Here is a 21,271-nt window from a genome sequence, read left to right as displayed (position 1 = left end):
CCCGCCCAAAGGGTTTAATCGCAGAGCAGACAGCCAGTCGATCACTGGGGTAACGTGTTCTTCACCGCGTTCGAGACACCCCCACCATGGCCAAGCAAACGCCTCCCATCGACTGGTTCCACCGCGCGCCCGACGTGGGCGGCCTGCAACGTTTCGAAGCGTTTTTTGCAGGGCACGGCTACGACCTTCATCGCCACGACACCTACGCCATCGGCCAAACACTGGCCGGTGTGCAGAGTTTTCAGTACCGCGGCGGATGGCGCCACAGCCTGCCGGGCGGGACCCTGGTGTTGCATCCGGACGAAGCCCACGATGGCGAGGCCGGCACCGAAGCCGGTTTCAAATACCGAATGATGTACATCGAACCGGCGCTGATCCAGCAGATGCTCGGCGGGCAACCGCTGCCGTTCATCAAGACCGGATTGTCGACCGACCCTCGCCTGTTCGCCGCCACCGACGCGCTGTTGCGCAGCCTGGATTGCCCCCTCGACCCTTTGGAGGAGCAGGACGCGCTGTACGATCTGGCGCAGGCTCTGAGCAGCGTTTCGGGAACAACTTCCGCCCGCCACCAGAGCTTCGACTACGTGGCTGCGGAGCGTGCGCGGGAATTCATTCACAGTGCGCTGGATCGCACCGTGACGCTGGAGGAGCTGGCGCACCATAGCGGTCGTGATCGCTGGAGCCTGTCACGGGACTTTCGCCTGTTGTTCGGCACCAGCCCTTACCGATACTTGACCATGCGGCGCCTGGACCTGGTGCGTTCTCTACTGATCCAGGGCCAGTCGCTGGTCAGCGCCGCGTTGATTGCCGGCTTCACCGATCAGAGCCACATGACCCGGCAATTCAGCAAAACCTACGGCCTGTCGCCGGCCCGCTGGATGAAAATGCACCGTCGCTGAGCCACGCACAATCGTACAAGAAGCAGACCTGAGCGCTGGTTATCGTGGGTTCACGATCAACCACGGGAGACACTTCATGTCCGCTTACAAAAGCCTGAACTTCGCTGAAAAAATCGCCCGGATCGATGCGCACTGGGCGCCCCGGGTCATCGCCGAAATGAACGACTACCAGTTCAAGGTGGTGAAGTTGCTGGGGGATTTCATCTGGCATGACCATCTGGAAACCGACGAAACCTTCATCGTGCTCGAAGGCCAGTTACGCCTCGAGTTTCGTGATGGCTTCGTGTTGGTCAACGCCGGCGAAATGTATGTGGTGCCCAAAGGGGTGGAGCACAAACCCTCTGCCGAGCAGGAAGTGAAGCTGCTGCTGATCGAACCCAAAGGCGTACTGAACACCGGCAGCGAAGGCGGTGAGCGAACGGCGGTCAATGACGTGTGGGTGTGAGGCGTTACGCCAATGTCTTGCCGTCCACCGGGTCGCCGATCATCAGGAAATGCCCGCCCGCCACATGGTGCAAGGTGCGCAAGGCGTCATGCCCTTCGAAGTGCCAGCGGCCGTCGCTGAAGACCCGTTCATCTGCCTGGGCGGCAATCACCTCGGCCAGGAACAGGTCGTATTGCTGATGATTGGTGGGCTCTGGCAGCAGTCGACATTCCAGCCAGGCCACGCAGCCCTCGAGCATAGGAGCATCGATCAGTTCACCACTGAAGGTCTGCAAACCATAGGCCTGGAACTTGTCCTGACCTTGGCCCTGGGTCAATTCCAGGCCTGACGTCGAGCCAACAGTCTGGGTGATATCGGCCTGAGCGACGCAGGGCACGTTCAGCACGAAGGTGCCCGAGGCTTCCAGCAGTTGTCGGGTCCAGGTGGACTTGTCCAGCACCACGGCAATTTTCGGCGGTTCGAAATCCAGCGGCATGGCCCAGGCCGCGGCCATGATATTGCGCTGGCCGTCATGGGCGGCGCTCACCAGGACGGTCGGCCCGTGATTGAGCAGGCGATAGGCCTTGGACAAAGGAACCGGGCGGCGATGGGAAACGCTCATGGTGTCTGCTCCTGGGAAAAGAGCCGATTGTAGCGATTTCCACCGCGATGGCAGGTATCAAGTCGCCAGTTGATTGGCAAACTGCCCGACCGCGTTCACCACTTTCTGCGCACCGTCCTGAATCTCGACGATCACCGTGCCCGCTTCCGCCGCCAGCGCCAGGCCTTGTTCTGCCTGAAGCTTGCCGTCGGTCATCAGGGCCACGGCATTACGCGCCATCTCCTGGTTCTGCCGCACGACACCGACAATCTCATCAGTGGCCTGGCTGGTGCGGGACGCCAACTGCCGGACCTCGTCCGCCACCACGGCAAACCCCCTGCCCTGTTCACCTGCCCGAGCCGCCTCGATGGCCGCGTTGAGCGCCAGCAAGTTGGTCTGTTCGGCGATGCCGCTGATGGTTTTGACGATAGTGCCGATCACCAGCGATTGCTCGTTCAAGGCCTCGATGCCATCGCCAGCGGTCTGCATATGCCTGGCCAGGTCGCGCATCACGTCCACTGCCTGAGTCACCACGGCCGTACCGCGCTGGGCACTCTGATCGGTTTGCTGAGAGGTGCTATACGCAATGTTGGCCGCTTCGGCCACGGCGTTTTCCTGATTGACCTGATCGGTAATCACGGTGGCGAACTTCACCACTTTGTAGAGCGTGTTGTTAGCGTCAACCACCGGGTTGTAGGACGCTTCCAGCCAGACCAGACGACCATGGCTGTCGACGCGCTTGAAACGGCCGGCAACAAACTCACCGGCATTCAGGCGTCGCCAGAAGTTCTGGTACTCGGCGCTGCTGGCCTCCTGCGACTCACAGAACGTGCGGTGATGTTTGCCCTTGATCTGCGCGAGGCTGTAACCCATGCCACTGAGGAAGCGGTCGTTGGCCGTCAGCACGTTGCCATCGAGGTCGAACTCAATCACCGCGGTCGAACGCACCAGCGCACCGATCAGGTTCTCATGCTCACGGGACGCTTCGATGGTGCGGGTCAGGTCGCTGGAGTAAATCGAGAAATGTTTGATTCGGCCGTCCGCCGAGCGCACCGGCTGCACAATCGAACGCAACCACGCCTCCTTGCCGTTGCCCCGCAGTAAACGCACGGCCCCGGCGAAATGCTCGCCACGGGTCAGCGCGTTCTGGAAGCGGCGGTGGAATTCGTCGGATTTGACATGGACCGGGACGATCTCGTCGATGTTCCTGCCGATCAGGTCGCCGCTCTTGTAGAACATTTCACCCAGGAAGTTCTGGTTGGCCGATTGAATCCGGCCATCGGGATTAAGGGTCAGGACCAGCATCTCGCTTTCCAGACTGTCCTTCACTTGATGAAGGCTGGAGAGTTCTTCGCGAAGAGCCGACAGCTCCTGCTTCAAGCGTTTGTTGAACATGGGAAAGCACCGATGGACTGGGAGAGAAAGCGGCATGCAGCCTAGCCATCGGCGGTACGGTTCTTTTCTGAAGAGCGTTTCAAGGTTGTCCTACAAAAATAGTTACGGTCACACGCTGCGATTACATCGCGCCAGCGGCCGCGCAATGGCCGGCTCTGGGCAGGCGTGCGCCAAAATACGCCGCGCTGCCCACACCCACTGCGCCCATGACCGCACAGAAGATCACGCAGAGCCACGGGCTCCACGGCATCAGACCAATCAATAACAGTGGTGTGATACTCGCCCACGCGGCGTAGGCAATGTTGTAGGTGAAGGAAATGCCCGAGACGCGAACCCGCGCCGGGAACAGGCTGACCATCACCGACGGCACCGCGCCGACCACTCCGCAACTCAGACCGGCAACCGCGTAGGACAGAGCAATCCAGTGACCACCCGTAATCAGGCTGGTATAGAGCACACCAATCCCCAGCGGCAGCAGCAGGCTATAGAGCATGACCGTGCGCCAGCCGCCGATGCGGTCGACCAGCAGCCCGGCGAGTACACAGCCGATGTTCAGGAACACGATGCCCAACGCACTCAGGGCGAAGGTATGGCTGGCGGTCATGCCAAAGGTTTTCTGCATCATGGTCGGAGTGATAACGACAAACACCACCACCGCCGAGGTCAGCACGCAGGTGAGGATCATCGCCGGCAACATTGCCAGACGATGTTCACGCAAGACCGTGCGCAGCGGCAGTTCGACGGCGGCATCACGCTGGGCCTGCATTGCCATGAACACCGGGGTTTCACTGAGCCAGCGGCGCAACCAGACACCGATCACCCCGAACACACCGCCCAGGAGGAACGGGTAACGCCAGGCGAAATCGAGAATTTCCGCCGGTGTGAACGCCTGTGCGAGGAAGGTCGCCGTCAGCGCGCCAATCAGGTAGCCAAAAGTCAGCCCGGCTTGCAGGAAACCGAGGGCATACCCGCGATGCCCGGCCGGCGCGTGCTCGGCGACGAACACCCAGGCGCTCGGCACTTCACCGCCCACCGCCGCCCCTTGCAGGACACGTAGCACCAACAGCAGCAGCGGCGCCCAATAGCCGATCTGCGCGTAGGTCGGCATGATCCCGATCAGCAGGCACGGCAGCGCCATCATCAGGATGCTCAGGCTGAAGACTTTCTTGCGCCCCAACCGGTCGGCGAAATGCGCCATCAGAATTCCGCCCAACGGGCGCGCCAGATAACCGGTGACGAAGATCCCGAAGCTTTGCAGCAGGCGCAGCCATTCGGGCATTTCCGGCGGGAAGAACAGTTGGCTGAGGGTCAGGGCGAAGAACACGAAAATGATGAAATCGTAGATTTCCAGCGCGCCGCCAAGGGCCGCAAGACCGAGAGTCTTGTAATCCGAGCGGGTAAAAGGCGTCGGGCGCGAAGGGATGTTGGCAGTCATGAAAAAGAACTCTGCAGCCGGTAAAAAACCAAGGCGCCCATGGTCTACGCAAACGCGCCCATGGACAAGCCGTTAGACCATAGTCCTGTTTTGGTAAAGTTTCGTCACAAGTCAGCAGCGGTTGATTTACTGTTGGCGTCTGTCCAGACGGGCCTTTGCAGCCCGAAAGACCACAATAAACATAAAAATTCGAGGTACCCCCGTGGCCGCTGATATCGAAGATACCCGCTCCGCCCGCTTTGCCCTGCGCTGCTCAAGTTTTGCCGAACGCTGGTTCCCCGACTCCTGGGTATTTGCCGCGCTGGCGGTAATCATCGTCGCCGTCGCCACTCTGTTCATGGGCGCCAAACCGACTGACGCCGCCATGGCGTTCGGTGATGGATTCTGGAGCCTGATCCCCTTCACCATGCAGATGGCGTTCGTGGTCATCGGTGGCTATGTCGTCGCTGCCTCGCCACCCGCCGTGAAACTCATCGACCGCCTGGCACGTATCCCGAAAAACGGGCGCTCGGCCGTGGCGTGGGTCGCCTTGATCTCCATGGTTGCCTCGCTGCTGAACTGGGGCTTGTCGCTGGTGTTTGGCGGTTTGCTGGTGCGCGCCCTCGCCCGCCGCGTCGATCTGAAAATGGACTACCGTGCCGCCGGCGCCGCTGCCTATCTGGGTCTTGGCGCAGTCTGGGCCCTGGGTCTGTCGTCGTCCGCCGCCCAACTGCAGGCCAACCCGGCCAGCCTGCCGCCGTCGATCCTGTCGATCACCGGGGTGATTCCGTTCACCCAAACGATCTTCCTGTGGCAGTCCGGCGTAATGCTGCTGGCGCTGATCGTGGTCTCGCTGATCATCGCCTACGCCACCGCGCCAGGCCCTAACACCGCCCGTGACGCCAAGGCCTGCGGCATCGACCCGAGCTTCAATCTGCCGCCATTGGCCCCGCGCACCCGCCCGGGCGAATGGCTGGAACACAGCCCGCTGTTGACCCTTTTGCTGGTGGCACTCGCGGCTGGCTGGCTGTTCCACGAGTTTTCGACCAAACCCGCGATCAGTGCCATCTCCGGGCTGAACACCTACAACTTCCTGTTCCTGATGCTCGGCGCGCTGCTGCACTGGCGTCCGCGCAGCTTCCTCGATGCCGTGGCCCGCGCTGTCCCGACCACCACCGGCGTGCTGATCCAGTTCCCGCTGTACGGCTCGATCGCCGCGTTGATGACCACGGTCAAAGGCACTGACGCCCAGACCCTGGCGCACCACATCTCGACCTTCTTCGTCAGCATCGCGTCCCACGACACCTACGCGTTCCTGATGGGCGTGTACTCGGCGATTCTCGGTTTCTTCATTCCGTCCGGCGGCGGCAAGTGGATCATCGAAGCGCCGTACGTCATGCAAGTCGCCACGGACCTGAACTACCACCTGGGCTGGGCCGTACAGATCTACAACGCAGCCGAAGCGCTGCCGAACCTGATCAACCCGTTCTACATGCTGCCGCTGCTGGGCGTGCTCGGGCTGAAGGCGCGGGACTTGATCGGGTTTTCGTTTGTGCAATTGCTGGTGCACACGCCGCTGGTGTTGTTTCTGCTGTGGGCGCTGGGGACGACGCTGACGTATACGGCGCCGGTAATGCCTTAACCCGATCCAACAATCACCATAAAACAACTGTAGGAGCGAGCCTGCTCGTGATAGCGGTAGTCCATCCAACATTGATGTGACTGCCAAACCGCTATCGCGAGCAGGCTCACGCCTACATTAAGAACTTTGCTGCACTCAAGACTGTAACCCTTCTGTCACATCCCGCTGCTAGCGTCCGCCGAAACATATTGCAACAAACTCAGCTAAACGGGACTTGGCATGACTGACGATAAAGACAACATCGACGTTCCTTCTCCCGACGCAGATGCGCCCACCGATACTAGCCGCCGGCGCTTTCTCGGTGGCGTTGCGGTGCTGGGTGTCGGCGCAACGCTGAGCGCTTGCGGCAATCAGGGGGATGAGCCGGGCAAACCTGTCGAACACCCACTGTCCCCGGCGGAATTGGACAAAGCCCTGCACGACCAGGTGAAAACCGTGGTGGTGATCTATGCCGAGAACCGCAGTTTCAACAATCTGTTCGGCGATTTCCCCGGTGTCGAAAAACCGCTGTCATCCCTCCAGCCTGGCGAGTATCAACAGCGTGATCGCGATGGCAGTCTGTTGCAGACGCTGCCACCGGTATGGGGCGGCGTTTTGCAGATCGGTCCGCAAACCCTGGATGGCGTGACGTACCCCAGTGAAACCCAGTTTCAGCAGCAACTGCCCAACGCGCCGTTTGCCCTCAAAGGCCCGAACGCTGAAGACCTGCCGTTTGGCTTGGTGACCCGCGATTTGTGGCACGTGTTCTATCAAAACCAGATGCAGATCAACGGTGGCAAGAATGACGGTTTTGTCGCCTGGGCAGACTCCGGCGGCCTGACCATGGGCCATTACGCGCAGAGTCGTTATTCCCTGCGCTTGTGGGACGTCGCCCAGGAATTTGTGCTCTGCGATAACTTTTTCCAGGGCGCTTTCGGCGGTTCGTTTCTCAACCACCAATACCTGATCAGCGCCACCGCGCCGTTTTATCCCGATGCGGCCAATTCGGTGGCCAAGGCGCAAATCGCGGTGCTGCAAAGCGACGATCCGGCGGACCCACGGCTCAAGCCTTTGGATAAATCCCCAGCCAGCGCCATGACCGGCCCACCGCAATTCGGTCCCAGCGCTTTGACCCCGGACGGCTACGGCGTCAACACGCTCGCGCCGCCGTACTGGCCGACGTGGATTCGCGACCCTGACCGCCCGGCCTACGCCAAACCAGACTTGCCGAACGTGCTGGTCCCACAAACCCACGAGCACATCGGCGACAAGCTCTCAAAGAAAAATGTCGACTGGGCCTGGTACGCCGGCGCCTGGCAGGCGACGCTGGATCAGTTCAAGGACTCCGGTGGCATCCCGAAGATCCCCAACTTCCAGTACCACCATCAGCCGTTCAACTACTTCAAACAGCTGGGCCCGGAGAACCCGGCCGAACGCAACAAACGTCTGCGCGACGCCGGCCTGGGCGATGAATCGAGCACCAACAAGTTCTTCGCCGATGCCGAGGCTGGCAAACTGCCTGCGGTGAGCTTCTACAAACCCCAGGGCAACCTGAACATGCACGCCGGTTACGCCGATGTGGCGTCCGGTGATCGGCACATCGTGCGCGCCCTGAAAGTGCTGCGCGAAAGCCCGCAATGGAAAAACATGGTGGTCGTGGTTACGGTCGATGAAAACGGGGGTTGGTGGGATCACGTTGCACCGCCCAAAGGCGATCGCTGGGGGCCGGGATCGCGGGTGCCGGCGCTGGTGGTGTCGCCCTTCGCGCGCAAAGGCACGGTGGACCACACGGTCTATGACACAGCGTCGATCCTGCGTTTGATCACTCGGGTGTTCGGGCTGGAGAAGCTCGACGGGCTCAAGCAGCGGGATGAGGCGATGATTGCTCGGGGCCAGAAACCCATGGGCGACTTGACCCATGCGCTCAGGTTCAGCTGAGCAATTATCGGCCGATCTGCTTTAGTACGGTGGCCTGCGATCCACGCGGGCCCACGCTGAAAAGGATCTGAGCATGCTGAAACTCACAGGACTCACCTTTGCCGCCCTCGCCCTGAGTGCCGCCGCCCACGCCGATGTCGATCTGAAACTGGGCAGCACCGAACGTGTTACCCGGCTTTTCGCCTACCCCAACAACTGCAATGTGATCTGCTTTCGCAACTGGACGCTTGAACAAACCGTCGAGCATTACCTGACCCAAAGCGTGCAACGCGATGGCTACAGCACTGCAAAAGTGCGAGTAAAGACCGATAACCATCAGCTCTACGCCGACATCAGCGGCGTACCAAAGGGTTACGAAAAACCGCTGGCCGCGTTACTCGATGCCGGCGATCTGGCCTACACCGGTGCCAAAAAACTCAATGCCGACAGCAAATGGGCCTACAACTGGTACTTGTTCCTGCCGTTGGGCATGGCCCTGGAAAACCGTAAGAGTGTCGAATTGCTGCACTTCCCGCCGGATTACTCCCTGACCCAGGCCCAGGATTACCTGCGCTCCGCGACCACGGATCGCTGGGCCACGTTGCTGACGGATAACGGCATCCCCGCTGACCAGACGCCGGGCTATCAGACCATCATCGACATCGCGCCCATTGCCGCGCCGGCCAGCGCCGGCAAGGACCTGGAGGGTGTCTACGGCTACTTCACGGATTACCAGACCACCATGGTCAAGGACGTCAGCCAGAACGCCAAAGGTGCGGCGCTGCCGATGGTCGCCTTTGGCGCGCCAGTGCGTAACTGGATCAAGCAGCAATATGGTGTGACCGTCGACGTGCTGGGTCTGGCGATGATCAGCCCGAAGAAAGGCCTGAACGTGCCGGTATTGGGCTCGAACCATCCGAGTTACATCTGGTACGCCGCCAACCCGGACAGCTATACCGGCGACGATGCTCAGGCGAAAGCCGATGCTGCGGGCCTGGCCGTCATGGGCCAGGATTTGAGCGCCGCGTGCTGGCAAGCCGGCATGGGCAGCACACCGGGCAGCGACCCTGCTGCCCAGCTGAAAAGCTGCACACAAACCTGGCAAGTGACCCAGAAAGAAAAAACCTGCGAGTTGTTCTACACCTCGATCCGCAACCTGACCCCGGAACAAGCCGAGGCCAAGTGCGCGACAACGCCAATCAAGGCCCAACTCCAACAGCTGCAAGCTCCGGCGCCCGCAACAGCGATTCCGGCACCGGCGCTGTAATCACCTTGCGCGTCAGCAAAGGCTGACGCGCACTCCCCGACCGGCTTAAAGCTTCTCGACCGGACGCAGACGGTATTGCGGCGGCAGTTGCTCAAATCCGCTGATGGTCGTGTTCAGGCTTTTCCAGCGACCGTCCTTGATGCCGTAAATGCAGCCATGGATCGACAGCGGCTGCCCACGGTGCCAGGCGTTTTGCACGATGCTGGTGTGGCCGACGTTCGCCACTTGCTGGATCACGTTGAGCTCACAGAGACGATCGACCTGTTCTTCTTCAGTCGCCAGCTCGGCCAGTTCTTCGCGCTTTTCGTAATAAAGGTCCCGGATCGAGCGCAGCCAGCCGTCGATCAGGCCCAGCTGACGATCCTGCATCGAGGCGCGTACGCCACCACAGCCATAGTGGCCGGTGACCAGGATGTGTTTGACCTTGAGCACGTCCACCGCGTACTGAATCACCGACAGGCAGTTAAGGTCGGTGTGCAGCACCACGTTGGCCACATTACGGTGTACGAACAGGTCGCCCGGCAGCATGCCGACGATCTCGTTGGCCGGCACGCGGGCGTCGGAACAACCAATCCACAAGTATTCCGGCGTCTGTTGGCGGGCCAGCTTGGAGAAGAAGTCCGGATCTTCCTGTTTGATCGCTTCAGCCCAGCGTTCGTTGTTATCAATCAGATCTTGTAATTCGTTCATGCTGTAAAGCCTCAAGAATGATGCGCAGGTTTGACAAACAACCGCCCGTCGAGGTCACGCGCTTGATGCAAGTATGACCGGTGGAATTCTCAGGAGCCCAGTGGGTCAACCCTAGTAAGGCCCACAGTATGAGGAATTGCCATGACTGAATCACGACGTCCGTACGATGCGGTGCAACCTGAGCCGATCGACGACAACGAAGACCGCATGGGCTCGATGCAAGAGCTGGATTTCGATGAGGAAGAACCCAGCGCCAAAATCGGTGACGAGTTGCCCGAAACCGAACGCGAACGGCTGATGCCTCGCGAGCGCGTGCGTGAAGCCGGTATGACGGGGGCTTCGACCGATGATCACGAGTCTACCGATGATGACATGAGCCCGGAAACGTTGATCCATGAAGATGGCGCGCGGGATGCCCATGAAGCGGGTGACGGTGATCAGGCGGATTGGGATTTGAGCATTGTCGATGAAGATGACATTGGCGGGGGGAATGGCCTGGATGAGGCGGAGATGGCGCGGCGGGATCCGATGGATAAGGATCGGTGATCTCTATCGCCTGATTTGACGCCATCGCGAGCAGGCTCACTTCTACAGTTGATCTATGTCTGTCACAGAATTTGTTGACTACACAGATCAACTGTAGGAGTGAGCCTGCTCGCGAGGCTCTAAAGAAGGTCAGTCGACCAGGGTGCAGGCCATGACCACGGCGTCTTCCCGACCACCAACAGCCGGGTAGTAATCCCGACGCCGGCCAATCTCGTTAAACCCGTACCGCTCATATAAGCGAAACGCCGTGCGGTTGCTGTCGCGAACTTCCAGAAAACACTCCCGCGCCTCAGCCTTGTAGGCAATCGACATCAAATGCTCCAGCAGCGTCAAACCCAGGCCACGGCCCTGATTTTCCGGCTTGACGGTGATATTGAGCAGATGCGCCTCATCCAGAATGATTTGCACCACGCCGTGGCCGACCTGCTGCTGCCCTTCGAACATCAGCCAGATCTGATACTTGCCCAGCCCGTCGAGAAAAATCCCGCGAGTCCAGGGATGGCTGTATGCCGCGTATTCGATTTTCAGTACAGCGTCCAGGTCCGCCTCGGTCATCGGGCGGAACGATACAGCGTCACTCATTTGATTCTTTCCAGCGCGCCATCAGCCGACGCATGGCTTGCCAGACATCAGCCTTACGCTGTGGCTCTTCCATTAATAATTCCAGACCCGGCAGGGCCCAGACCGAGCCCAGGCCTTCGACCTGGAGTTCGCGGTTGAACGATTCGGCGTTGGCTTCACCGGCAAAACGCACCGCCGGCAGGCCGATCAGCCACACGCACACGCATGGCGCGTCTTCGATACGCGCCGAGAGAAAGCCTTGGACGAAGTCGCGCGCCGCTTCCGGGCCTTGGTCCATGGTGCCGCGAGCCAGCAGCGGCCAGCGTACCGGTTCGCCGACGATCTGTGGGCTGTCCGGCAGACCGGCGGCGCGCAGCATGTCCTTGAGCAATAAATAGGCGGGATCGCGAGTCTGGAACGTTTCGCCTGTGGGTAACTCCACCAGCAGCAGGCAGCGACCGGCGCGCAACAATTGCAGGGCGAAGCGCGGTGGCGGCACCTGCACAACCTTGGCGACGACCGGAGCCGCCTCTTCTTCGACCTTGGCGTTGGTGCGCGTACTGGCCAATGAAGGACGCGGCACCTCGATCTTCACCCGTTCGGCCGGTTTGACCAGCGGTTCCACGGGCACATCAGCCACAGGCGCAGGCGCAACCGGAGCCATTGGCGCGACGACCAACGGCTCAGGCATCTCCAGCAGCTCGGGGCGCGAAGGCGCGGCAAAGGGCAATTCGGTGCGCGGCAGCCAGTTGACCACCTGCATGGCGGTCAAATAAGCGCGGCGACGGGACTCGATAAGCAAAGGTCGGCCACTTGTGGATAACTAATAGTGCGCTGATTCTACCGCCCTTCGCTCAAGATCGCCCGCCCTCGATCGATAGAAAACCTACTGTCTGTCCCGAGAGTGAATCGACACGCCTGCGATGCAGTACAATCGCGGCTTTTAATCGTCAACCAGCCGGCCATTCCGATGATCGAACCCAAGCGCGTCTTGCGCGCCCTCGCTGAACACTGGGCACTTCTGGAGCCACTGTGCGAGCACTTCGACCAAGGCACCTTGAGCCTCAACGAACTGCGTTCACAGTTGGCCGCCCAGCAACTCGACAGTACGCCGCAGGACATCACCAGCCTGCTGGACGTGTGGATCCGCCTCGACATTCTGGTGCCCGTGGCGAAAAGCCCGAACCGGTTCGAGCTCAATGCGCAGATTCACGACTTCCTCGCTTACCTGCGCCGTGAGCACCGTCTAGGCCTGTGCCTGGAAATCGAAGCCTACCTGCGTCACCTCGAGCGCCTGGCCGGTTACATTCAGGACGCCTTTGACATTCGCGATGGCCATGATCTGGCGCGCCAATTGCGCTTGCTCGATATGCGCGTACGCGACGTACTGAAAAAACTCGATAACGATGAACAAGCATTGGTGGCCGTCGCCGAACGGGCGAAAACCAGCGATCGGCAGATCCCGTTGCGTCAGCGTTACGCTGAAGTGCTGGCGACCTGGGACGAATACGTCGAACCGATGATCGAACTGGTGAACGCCGACGGCGCCTTCGAACAAGGCGTACGCAAGGTCGAAACCGTGCTGCTGAAGATGCTCAGCGAGCAGCAGCGTCTTGGCCATCTGGTCGATGACGACATGCTGCTGCGTACCCACGCCCGTATCCTCGAAATGCAGACCAGCGCCCAATTGACCCTGCGTCATGCCCGCGAACTGCTGCTGCCGCTGCGTGAAGAAGCCCGTCGCCACAATGCCGTGACCCGTGGCGCCGCGTTGGCCTTGTCGGCCATTCGTCGCAAAGGCATCGATGCCGTCCCGCAAGCCGCGATGCCGATGTTCACCCGCCCGCAAAGCACGTTCCTCGGCAGTGCGAGTCAGGTCGAAGCCTACGTGTATGCGCTGGCCCGTTTCGAACCGAAACCGGCGCGTTTCCCCAAAGCGCACAAGACCCAGAAAGGCGAAGCCCCGCGCGCGCCTCGTACCGTTCGCGAAATGCTCGAACGCTGTGAAGACGCCCTGCCGATGCCGGACCTGATGACCTGGCTGCTGGAGCAGGAACCGGACGGCGCGACCGACGAATTGCTGTACTGGTTCTCGCGCCTGTCGCGGGAGAAACGCTTCAAACGTGAGCGTCTGGAACGCCGCGAATACCACACTCATGAGCATCAGGTCAGCCTGCGCTCCTTCGCCCTGCTCTCGGCCGGCGACGCCGCCGAGGATTCTGCGAGCATCCCACATGCATCTTGATCTAAACGAACTGTCCCAGCTGGCGCCGATCTTTCGCGAGCTGTTCAAGGGCTACCACGTCAGCCGCCGCGACCCGGAGCTGTACGCGCAACTGTCGAACTTCCAGGACCAGTACCGCACGCTGTTCAAGGCCTTGGGGTTTGAGCTGGTGTGTGACACCCGTGGTTTCTACTACTTCGTGCCGGACCTTGCTGCTGCCGCGGTGAACAAAACCGCGCAACGACTGGCGCTGTTCACCTTCATCCTCGTCGAGCATCTGGCAGATCAGGGCCGCGACCCGGTCGCCGTACTCGACGGCGGCAGCCTCGGCCGCGATGAATTGCCGTCCTTGCTCGAAAAGTACCGCGACCTGTTTATCCAGGCCGAAGTACAGACCGTCGAAGAACTCGAAGAAAAAATCATGCGCCGCATGACCCAGCTCGGTTTCGCCGGCGAGGAAAACGGCATCTACCGTTTCCTGCCGCCGATGCACCGCTTCCTCGATGTCTGCCTGTCGGTCCAGCAGGACCGTGATCTGGCGGCCAGCCTGCACAGCGTGTTGCCATTGCCGGTCCCCGTGCTGATCGATGACGACAGCGATGAAAAATTGCTGGAAACCGACGATCCGCTGGACCTCAGTGACTTCGAAGAAGAAAGCGAAGAAGACGCCATGGCCCGCGCCATTGCCGAAGAACAGGAGACCGACGCATGAGCAAGGAACGCTACGGCATTCGCCGTTTTGCCCTTTTGAACACCGCCGGTTACAGCCTCGGTCTGTTTCCGCTGGAAGAGCCGCTGTCGGTCTATGGCGCGAACAACCTCGGTAAATCCGCCTCGATCAACGCCTTGCAGTTCCCGATCCTGGCGCGCATGTCGGACATGAGTTTCGGCAAGTACAGCCTGGAACAATCCCGACGCTTCTACTTCGCCTCGGACACCAGTTACATCCTGGTTGAAGTGTCGCTGCCCCACGGCCCGCACGTGATCGGCGTGGTCGGTCGCGGCCCGGGCGGTGGTTTCGGTCACCAGTTCTTTGCCTATGCCGGCAAGCTGGATCTGGCGCATTACCAGAAGAACGACACCTGCCTGCGCCAGAAAGAACTGTTCACCAACCTTGAACGCGAAGGCCTCAAAGCCTACGAGTTGAAGCCTGATGAGCTGCGTCGTTTGCTGGTCGGCGGTCACACCTCGATCCCGCTGGACCTGACGCTGATCCCGCTGCGTTCCACCAGCGAGCAGAGCCTGAAGACCTTCCGCGCACTGTTCATCAACCTGCTGCACATGCGCGAAATCACCGCGGCCAAGCTCAAGCAACTGTTCCTCGATGCGTTTGAGCACAGCCTGCGTTCCGGCAGCGTCGACTACATCGCCGCGTGCGAAGAAGCGTTCCGCGATGTACGGCGCATGGAGCAGGATTACAACTCGCTGGTCACTGCCGGCCCGCTGGTTGAAGCACTGGCCGCCGGCGTGGCCCAGCGCAATATCCTGCGCGGCAAATTGCACCGCATCTCGCCGCTGCTCGATTCCCTGCTTGGCACCTGGTCGGACTACGCCAGTGCGCGCAAGGAAGAACTGACGATTCAGGCCGAGCATTACCGCAACGAGCAGGACGCGCTGCAAAACGATCAGCGTGGCGGCACACAAGAACTGATGCGCCTGGAGCGGGAAATCACCGGCATCCAGCGCTGGCTCGGCGAGTTGTCGGTGCTCAAGCATCGCTTCGCGTTGGTCGATGACGTCAAAGTGCTGGAGCAACAACTGCTGGCGGCCAAGGACGCGCACGATGAACTGGCGGGTGCGCTGGCACAGTCGCGGCAGTTCTCTGCCGAAGATCTGGAAGAGCGTCTGCGTGACCTGGAAAAACGCCTGAAGTCGGTCAAGCAGCAACTCGATCACGCCGACAACAACAGCTACGCCCGCCTGCGCGAAGAGTTCTCGCAACAGGACGTCGAGCGCCTGATGCGTCTGTTCAACAGCGCCTTGTTCAGCCTGCCGCTGGGCGAACACGGCATCACGCTGGACGAGGACGGTCAGTGGGTCAAATCCATGGAATTGATCCTCGACGGTTTCAAAGGCGAGCGCTTCGAAGTGCCGGGCCTGTCCATCGACATCTCGCACATCGAGCCGCCCGCGCTGCAAGCATTGGCTGACCGCGCCGCGTTGCGCGATCAGAAAGAGCGCCTGGACAAAGAACTCAAGCAACTCAAGACCCAACAAGCCGTGGCCGCCGACCGCGCCGCGAGCAAGACTCAGACCGAAGCGCTGTACCAGCAAGTGCTGGATGCGCAGAAAGCCCTGGAAGATTTCCGTCGCGCGCAAACCCTGAGCGCTGAGGAAGGCGACAAGCTTGAGCAACTGGCACAGATGGAAGCGGCGCAGGACGAATTGAAGCGTTCCAGCGATGCCTTCACCGAACGCGTCCAGCAACTGTCGGCCAAGCTACAACTGGTCGGCCGTCAGATCGGCGACATGGAAGCCAAGCAACGCACCCTCGACGACGCCCTGCGCCGCCGTCAGCTGTTGCCGGCAGACCTGCCGTTCGGTACACCGTTCATGGACCCGATCGACGATTCCATGGACAACCTGCTGCCGCTGCTCAATGACTACCAAGACAGCTGGCAGGGTTTGCTGCGCAGCGACGGTCAGATCGAGGCGCTGTACGCGCAGGTCCGCCTCAAGGGTGTGGCCAAGTTCGACAGCGAAGACGATATGGAGCGTCGCCTGCAGCTGCTGATCAACGCGTACGCGCACCGCACCGACGAAGCCCTGACGCTGGGCAAGGCACGTCGGGCGGCGGTCACGGACATCGCCCGGACCCTGCGCAACATTCGTAGCGACTACGACAGTCTCGAGCATCAATTGGCGTTGTTCAACCGCGAGATCAACAAGCGTCAGGTGTCCAACCTGAAAAGCTTCCGCATCGTGCTCGCGCCGAACAAGGAAGCGCTCAAGCACATCGACCAGATCATCCACAGCGCCGGCCAATACGAAGAAGGCGAAACCCTCTCCGTGTTCGACCTGAGCCAAAGTGCCGATCAGGACAACAAGAACGAAGAAGCCAAGGAATACCTGGCGCGGCTGGTGGCCGCCAACCACAACCAGCTGGGCCTCAAGGACTTGTTCGAACTGGCGTTCGAGATCACCAAGGTCAACGGTCAGCCAGTCATCCACACCGACATCGACGGCGCTGCGTCCAACGGCACCACAATGACCATCAAGGCGCTGACCAACATGTACCTGTTGCTGCACTTGATGGACCGCGACCAGGCCGGTCGCGTGCGCCTGCCGTACTACCTCGACGAGGCGGCGGACATCGATGAGAAGAACCAGGCAGCGTTGCTGGAAACCAGCCTGCAACTGGGCTTCGTGCCGATCCTGGCGAGTGTGAAGCCGCAGGTTTGCGCCAGTGTCGCGATTGACCTGGAAGGTGGCAGCGGGCCGAACGGGATCTACATCGATGAGGCCGACTGGAAGTACATTCGCCGTCATGACGAGGTGAAGGCGAGCGTTGTGGCGCAGGCGGATGAACCGGAGCTGGATGCGGTTTGAGTTAATCCGTTAGATATGAAAAGGCCGCGATCCAATGGATCGCGGCCTTTTTTGTGGGCCTCATCGCGAGCAGGCTCACTCCTACATTAGATCTGTGTAAACACAATTCAATGTGGGCGAGCTTGCTCGCGATGGCGGCATCACAGGCACCAATAAACTATTTGCCGATTGCGATTTTCGGCGCCCAGGTCAGCCATTCATCTTCAAACTTTTCGAACAGCGGGAAGGTTTGCTCAGCTCGCGCCGGGCTGCCCATGCGATCGCCGTCCGGGGTGGCGAAGGCGATACCGCCCTGAATCAGGGTCTCCAGCGATTCAGTGCGCACCGTTGCGCCTTTGAACAAGCCGTAGTCAAAACCAAAACCACTGCTGTTCCAGAAACGCGTGCCGCTGCGCACCAGCGGTGCGTATTTCGGTTCGATCAGAATGTGCACCAGCACACGATCCGCTGTCTGGCCAAGTTCATATCCAGTGACCTTGCCCACGGTGATTTCGCGATACGTCACCGGCACACCGGTTTTCAGCGAACCACGGCGCGCGGCGCTCAGGACCAGACTCAAACCGGCTTCCTGCTTGGCCGTCTCTGGCGGATTGGCCAACGCGACGAAGTTCTTCTGTGGGCCGAGGTTCTTCGGAGCAGGTTGCACTTCGATGTATTGACCGGTCACCAGCGTTTCCAGATTGCGGGTCTTGATCAGCCCCAACTCAGGCTTGACCACCCAGAACTGAGTGCCCACCCGGGCAATGCGCTCCGGCACTTCGGTGATTCGTGCGGTGAGCATCACCGATTGCAGATCATCGGTGAGGTCAACGTCTTCGATCTTGCCGACGTCCAGCCCTTTGAATCTCACCGGTGTGCCGTTACGCAGGCCATCGGCGCGTTCGACCTTGATAGTGACCACGGTGCCTTTCTGATTGGCTTCGTCATGGTTGGCGAACAGACGGAAACGCGGGATCTTCTTTTGCAGCGGGGCTTTGGCTTCCGGGGTCTCAAAGGCGATACCACCGGCCATCAGGCTTTGCAGCGATTCACTTTTGACCTGGATTCCGCCGGTCAGTCCACCCGTGAGTGTGATACCGCTGGCATTCCAGAAGCGCGTCGAGGCGTTGACCAGACCTTCGTATTCCTTCTCGATGTGAACGCCGATCACCAGTTGTTTCTTGGTCTTGGAGAACTGATAGCTCTGCACCGAACCGACTTTGACCTGCTTATAGAGGATCGGGCTGCCAACTTCCAGGGACCCGAGGTTTTCGGTGAACAACACCAGGTGCAGGCCCGGCGAACGCAGGTCCAGCGGTGGCGCCTTGGGCCGTGCCACGAACTCGCGTTGGGGTGGGGAGCCTTTATCGCCAGGGCGCACGGCGATGTAGTTACCTTTGACCAGCGCTTCCAGGCCGGTGATGCCCGCGAGGGAAATCGACGGTTTGACCACCCAGAATTGAGTACCGCTGACCAGGTAATCTTCGGCCAATGGATCGAGGGTCAATTCGGCGGTGGCACCGGACAGGTCCGGATCGATCTTCAGCGCTTTCAGGTTGCCGACCTGGATGCCTTTGTACATGACCGGCGTGCGGCCAGCCTGCAATCCTTCGAAATCGGTGAGTTTGACCTTGACCCGAATACCGGCGGCAGCAGCGTCGAAGTCTTCGTAGAGACGGAACGGCAGGCTCGGATCGGTGGGTGGGCTGTCCTTGCGATTCTCCGGCGTGGCGAACGCGATCCCCCCGGCGACGATGCTGGCAAGCGACTCACTGCGAATTTTCACACCCGACAGGTTGGCGTCGATGCTGATGCCGCTGGCGTTCCAGAAACGCGTGTGTTTGCGCACCAGATTGGCGTAGGTGGGCTCGATGAACACTTTGAGCTCGACCGTACTCTGGTCTTCCGAGAGCACATAACTTTTGATCTGGCCGACTTTGATCTGCTTGTAGAACACAGGACTGCCACGGTTCAGTGAGCCGAGGCGATCAGCCTTGATGGTCAGGTGCAATCCCGGTTTGGCGTCGGACAGGGGCGGCTCTTCAGCCAGCGCCTTGAATTTGCGAGTGGGCTCGCCTTCACCGGGACTGATCGCCACGTAATTGCCCGACACCAAGGTTTCCAGACCGGTGATACCGGCCAGCGTCACGCTCGGTTTGACCAGCCAGAAGCGCGTGCTGGTCCTGAGGTATTGCTCGACATCTTTGTTCATCTCGATGGTCGCGATCACGCCTTTGGAAGCGCCTTCGTCATCGAGTTTCAGGGCTTTAACCTTACCGACGGACATGCCTTTATAGACGACTTCCGTCTTGTTGGCCTGGATGCCCTCGCCGCTTTCGAAGCGCACCTGAACCTCGATACCGGTCTCGTTATAGGCACGCCAGCCGAGCCAGCCGCCGATGATCAAAGCGATCAGAGGCAGAATCCAGATGGCTGACCAGTTCGAGGCCGGTCGGGTTTTCGCTGTAGGCAAATCAGTCATGGTCGTCGTCCGACTCCGTGTTATCCCAAATCAGTCGGGGATCGAAAGAAACTGCAGCAAGCATCGTCAAAATCACCACACTGGCGAAGGCGATAGCGCCAAGATTGGCTTCGATGCTGGCAAGCCGTCCGAAATTCACGACCGCCACCAGGATGGCGATCACAAAGATGTCCAGCATTGACCAGCGGCCGATGAACTCGATAAAGCGGTACATCCAGATTCGTTGGCGAGCCGAGAGAGGCTGGCGGCGCTGTATGGAAAACAACAGCAACCCGATGCCTACCAGTTTGAACGTCGGCACCAGAATACTGGCAATGAACACAACTGCCGCGATGGGAAACATGCCGTAATGAACCAGGTCAATCACGCCGGACATGATGGTGCTGGGGGCGCCCTTGCCGAGTGAGTTGATGGTCATGATCGGCAGCACGTTGGCCGGAATGTAGAGAATGGCCGCAGTTACCAGCAGCGCCCAGGTACGCACCAGGCTGTTTGGGCGACGGGCATGAACCAGCGCACCACAACGAGTGCAGACTTGCTCGTCGGTGTCAGCTTCCTGCTTGTTCAACTCATGGCATTCCGCACAAATCAGAATGCCTGCATCAATCGCCCGCATGGGCATCCTCTCCTGATAAAGCCTGCCAGATCTGATGAGGCGACATCACAACCTCCAACCCGACCTGAACCAACAGCAAACTGATAAAGCACACCAGACCAAGGCCTACGCTAATGGCTGCCATATCTGCCAGTTTTACGAACGCAACCAGCACGCCCATGAGGTAAACCTCGAGCATTCCCCAATCCCGTAGATGGTGATAAATGCGATAGAGCAACAGGCCGTAGCTGCGTCCGATATCAAAGCGAATGCTCAACAAGACGGCCAATTGGCAGAGCAGCTTAAGCAACGGGATGCCCATGCTGCACAGGAACACAATCACCGAGACGCTTTGCATGCCGGTGTCGAACAAGGCCACAACGCCGCTCCAGACAGTGTCGTTTGACGATTGCCCGAGTAGATTGAGCTGCATGATGGGTAAAAAGTTCGCCGGCACGTACAACAATAAAGCGGCGATCACCAAAGCGAGACTGCGCTGTACGACGTTGTGCCGATGGGCGTAGAGCTCATAACCGCAGCGCGGACACAGCGCTTTCTCTCCATGGGCGAGTTCGGGTTTGCGCATCAGCAAGTCGCACTCATGACACGCAACCAAATCGTCCAGCGGTAATTCTGACAGCCTTGCGGCGTCAACCGGATCTGACATAAAGGCTCTGTTCCGAAAAAGTTGGCCCTATTCTAGAGGCATGGGTCAAAAATAACTGCGCCAATTTGTGCGTTAAGGGCGAGTACTTTCTCGCAGGCAAAACAAAACCCCTACCTGCATACGCAGATAGGGGTTTCGGAATTTAATCTTGACGATGACCTACTCTCACATGGGGAAACCCCACACTACCATCGGCGATGCATCGTTTCACTGCTGAGTTCGGGATGGGATCAGGTGGTTCCAATGCTCTATGGTCGTCAAGAAATTCGGTAGCCAGGTCGTTTACCTTTCGGTTCACGCTCCAGCGAATGGGTATGCAATAGATTTGTGTGTTTCGTTTCGAATTTTCGACTTTGTATCGTCTTCACACACCGCAATCTGGCCTTTCGACGCAAATTGCTTGGGTGTTATATGGTCAAGCCTCACGGGCAATTAGTATT

Annotated in this window: 17 protein-coding genes, 1 rRNA gene and 2 pseudogenes; 9 read left to right on the top strand and 11 right to left on the bottom strand. The window is 59.8% G+C overall.

Going from position 1 to position 21,271, the window contains the following annotated elements:
- The first annotated feature begins 86 nt into the window (after window positions 1–86).
- Window positions 87–899, top strand: a complete 813-nt coding sequence (locus D882_RS0125865; protein WP_027925927.1) for an AraC family transcriptional regulator — start codon at window positions 87–89, stop codon at window positions 897–899.
- Window positions 900–975: 76 nt separating this feature from the next.
- Window positions 976–1,344: a cupin domain-containing protein gene (locus D882_RS0125860; RefSeq protein ID WP_027925926.1), complete on the top strand. Its 369-nt coding sequence runs from the start codon at window positions 976–978 to the stop codon at window positions 1,342–1,344.
- Between the two features lie 4 nt (window positions 1,345–1,348).
- On the opposite strand, the gene D882_RS0125855 is transcribed toward D882_RS0125860, so the two are convergent.
- From D882_RS0125855 to D882_RS0125845, 4 genes and pseudogenes are all read right to left on the bottom strand, one after another.
- Entirely contained in the window at window positions 1,349–1,945 is a 597-nt protein-coding gene (locus D882_RS0125855; RefSeq protein WP_027925925.1) for a flavin reductase family protein, read from the bottom strand.
- A gap of 57 nt (window positions 1,946–2,002) precedes the next feature.
- Window positions 2,003–2,440: pseudogene (locus tag D882_RS1000000133635) on the bottom strand (methyl-accepting chemotaxis protein); the annotation flags it as partial.
- 150 nt (window positions 2,441–2,590) lie between these two features.
- A pseudogene (locus D882_RS1000000133630) lies at window positions 2,591–3,229 on the bottom strand (PAS domain-containing protein); the annotation flags it as partial.
- Window positions 3,230–3,440: 211 nt separating this feature from the next.
- The gene (locus D882_RS0125845) at window positions 3,441–4,754 is read right to left on the bottom strand and encodes an MFS transporter (RefSeq protein ID WP_027925923.1); all 1,314 of its coding nucleotides are present in this window, start codon (window positions 4,752–4,754) and stop codon (window positions 3,441–3,443) included.
- Window positions 4,755–4,956: 202 nt separating this feature from the next.
- Between D882_RS0125845 and D882_RS0125840 the strand changes: the two genes are divergently transcribed.
- The 3 genes from D882_RS0125840 (at window position 4,957) to D882_RS0125830 (ending at window position 9,538) form a co-directional block, all read left to right on the top strand.
- A complete protein-coding gene (locus tag D882_RS0125840) occupies window positions 4,957–6,375 on the top strand; it encodes a short-chain fatty acid transporter (protein WP_027925922.1) in 1,419 nt (472 codons plus the stop codon).
- A gap of 219 nt (window positions 6,376–6,594) precedes the next feature.
- Window positions 6,595–8,292, top strand: a complete 1,698-nt coding sequence (locus D882_RS0125835) for an acid phosphatase (RefSeq protein WP_027925921.1) — start codon at window positions 6,595–6,597, stop codon at window positions 8,290–8,292.
- Window positions 8,293–8,365: 73 nt separating this feature from the next.
- A complete protein-coding gene (locus tag D882_RS0125830) occupies window positions 8,366–9,538 on the top strand; it encodes a hypothetical protein (RefSeq protein WP_027925920.1) in 1,173 nt (390 codons plus the stop codon).
- 45 nt (window positions 9,539–9,583) lie between these two features.
- Here D882_RS0125830 and can read toward each other — a convergent pair whose 3' ends face one another.
- On the bottom strand, window positions 9,584–10,228 hold the full coding sequence (gene can / locus D882_RS0125825) for a carbonate dehydratase (RefSeq protein ID WP_027925919.1): 645 nt from the start codon (window positions 10,226–10,228) through the stop codon (window positions 9,584–9,586).
- A 141-nt stretch (window positions 10,229–10,369) separates the two neighbouring features.
- Here can and D882_RS0125820 point away from each other — a divergent pair, with 141 nt between their 5' ends.
- Window positions 10,370–10,774, top strand: coding sequence for a hypothetical protein (locus D882_RS0125820; protein WP_027925918.1), 405 nt, complete (start codon window positions 10,370–10,372; stop codon window positions 10,772–10,774).
- Window positions 10,775–10,903: 129 nt separating this feature from the next.
- Here the strand turns inward: D882_RS0125820 and rimI are convergent, their stop codons facing one another.
- On the bottom strand, window positions 10,904–11,356 hold the full coding sequence (gene rimI / locus D882_RS0125815; RefSeq protein WP_027925917.1) for a ribosomal protein S18-alanine N-acetyltransferase: 453 nt from the start codon (window positions 11,354–11,356) through the stop codon (window positions 10,904–10,906).
- Window positions 11,349–12,098: a hypothetical protein gene (locus D882_RS0125810; RefSeq protein ID WP_027925916.1), complete on the bottom strand. Its 750-nt coding sequence runs from the start codon at window positions 12,096–12,098 to the stop codon at window positions 11,349–11,351. The genes rimI and D882_RS0125810 overlap by 8 nt, the downstream gene beginning before the upstream one ends.
- Before the next feature lie 207 nt (window positions 12,099–12,305).
- Between D882_RS0125810 and mksB the strand changes: the two genes are divergently transcribed.
- Genes mksB through mksF form a run of 3 tightly spaced genes read left to right on the top strand, consistent with a single transcriptional unit; the run spans window position 12,306 to window position 17,108 of the window.
- Window positions 12,306–13,580 (top strand): Mks condensin complex protein MksB, encoded by a 1,275-nt coding sequence (gene mksB, locus D882_RS0125805; protein WP_032833673.1) that lies wholly within the window; start codon window positions 12,306–12,308, stop codon window positions 13,578–13,580.
- A complete protein-coding gene (gene mksE, locus D882_RS0125800; RefSeq protein WP_027925914.1) occupies window positions 13,570–14,271 on the top strand; it encodes an Mks condensin complex protein MksE in 702 nt (233 codons plus the stop codon). The genes mksB and mksE overlap by 11 nt, the downstream gene beginning before the upstream one ends.
- On the top strand, window positions 14,268–17,108 hold the full coding sequence (mksF, locus tag D882_RS0125795) for an Mks condensin complex protein MksF (protein WP_027925913.1): 2,841 nt from the start codon (window positions 14,268–14,270) through the stop codon (window positions 17,106–17,108). Before mksE ends, mksF begins: the two co-directional genes overlap by 4 nt.
- Before the next feature lie 157 nt (window positions 17,109–17,265).
- Here mksF and D882_RS0125790 read toward each other — a convergent pair whose 3' ends face one another.
- The 4 genes from D882_RS0125790 to rrf all read right to left on the bottom strand — a co-directional run bounded on the left by D882_RS0125790 (window position 17,266) and on the right by rrf (window position 21,093).
- A complete protein-coding gene (locus tag D882_RS0125790) occupies window positions 17,266–19,569 on the bottom strand; it encodes an intermembrane transport protein PqiB (protein WP_027925912.1) in 2,304 nt (767 codons plus the stop codon).
- A complete protein-coding gene (locus tag D882_RS0125785; protein ID WP_027925911.1) occupies window positions 19,562–20,185 on the bottom strand; it encodes a paraquat-inducible protein A in 624 nt (207 codons plus the stop codon). The genes D882_RS0125790 and D882_RS0125785 overlap by 8 nt, the downstream gene beginning before the upstream one ends.
- Window positions 20,172–20,831 carry a paraquat-inducible protein A gene (locus tag D882_RS0125780; RefSeq protein ID WP_027925910.1) on the bottom strand — a complete coding sequence of 220 codons (660 nt, stop codon included), beginning with the start codon at window positions 20,829–20,831 and terminating at the stop codon, window positions 20,172–20,174. The genes D882_RS0125785 and D882_RS0125780 overlap by 14 nt, the downstream gene beginning before the upstream one ends.
- A 146-nt stretch (window positions 20,832–20,977) precedes the next feature.
- Window positions 20,978–21,093, bottom strand: a 5S ribosomal RNA gene (gene rrf / locus D882_RS0125775).
- Between the last annotated feature and the right edge of the window lie 178 nt (window positions 21,094–21,271).

Origin of the sequence: Pseudomonas sp. URMO17WK12:I12, from assembly GCF_000514395.1 — a bacterium.
Lineage (GTDB): Bacteria > Pseudomonadota > Gammaproteobacteria > Pseudomonadales > Pseudomonadaceae > Aquipseudomonas > Aquipseudomonas mucoides.
The sequence above is the reverse complement of the archived record's forward strand: the minus strand, read 5'-3'. Positions and strand labels throughout refer to the sequence as shown.

Excerpts from the sequence above, each read along its gene's own strand:
- D882_RS0125865 (WP_027925927.1), top strand. The coding sequence starts at position 87 with ATGGCCAAGCAAACGCCTCCCATCGACTGGTTCCACCGCGCGCCCGAC.
- D882_RS0125860 (WP_027925926.1), top strand. The coding sequence starts at position 976 with ATGTCCGCTTACAAAAGCCTGAACTTCGCTGAAAAAATCGCCCGGATC.
- D882_RS0125855 (WP_027925925.1), bottom strand. The coding sequence starts at position 1,945 with ATGAGCGTTTCCCATCGCCGCCCGGTTCCTTTGTCCAAGGCCTATCGC.
- D882_RS0125845 (WP_027925923.1), bottom strand. The coding sequence starts at position 4,754 with ATGACTGCCAACATCCCTTCGCGCCCGACGCCTTTTACCCGCTCGGAT.
- D882_RS0125835 (WP_027925921.1), top strand. The coding sequence starts at position 6,595 with ATGACTGACGATAAAGACAACATCGACGTTCCTTCTCCCGACGCAGAT.
- D882_RS0125830 (WP_027925920.1), top strand. The coding sequence starts at position 8,366 with ATGCTGAAACTCACAGGACTCACCTTTGCCGCCCTCGCCCTGAGTGCC.
- can (WP_027925919.1), bottom strand. The coding sequence starts at position 10,228 with ATGAACGAATTACAAGATCTGATTGATAACAACGAACGCTGGGCTGAA.
- D882_RS0125820 (WP_027925918.1), top strand. The coding sequence starts at position 10,370 with ATGACTGAATCACGACGTCCGTACGATGCGGTGCAACCTGAGCCGATC.
- rimI (WP_027925917.1), bottom strand. The coding sequence starts at position 11,356 with ATGAGTGACGCTGTATCGTTCCGCCCGATGACCGAGGCGGACCTGGAC.
- D882_RS0125810 (WP_027925916.1), bottom strand. The coding sequence starts at position 12,098 with ATGCAGGTGGTCAACTGGCTGCCGCGCACCGAATTGCCCTTTGCCGCG.
- mksB (WP_032833673.1), top strand. The coding sequence starts at position 12,306 with ATGATCGAACCCAAGCGCGTCTTGCGCGCCCTCGCTGAACACTGGGCA.
- mksE (WP_027925914.1), top strand. The coding sequence starts at position 13,570 with ATGCATCTTGATCTAAACGAACTGTCCCAGCTGGCGCCGATCTTTCGC.
- mksF (WP_027925913.1), top strand. The coding sequence starts at position 14,268 with ATGAGCAAGGAACGCTACGGCATTCGCCGTTTTGCCCTTTTGAACACC.
- D882_RS0125790 (WP_027925912.1), bottom strand. The coding sequence starts at position 19,569 with ATGACTGATTTGCCTACAGCGAAAACCCGACCGGCCTCGAACTGGTCA.
- D882_RS0125785 (WP_027925911.1), bottom strand. The coding sequence starts at position 20,185 with ATGCGGGCGATTGATGCAGGCATTCTGATTTGTGCGGAATGCCATGAG.
- D882_RS0125780 (WP_027925910.1), bottom strand. The coding sequence starts at position 20,831 with ATGTCAGATCCGGTTGACGCCGCAAGGCTGTCAGAATTACCGCTGGAC.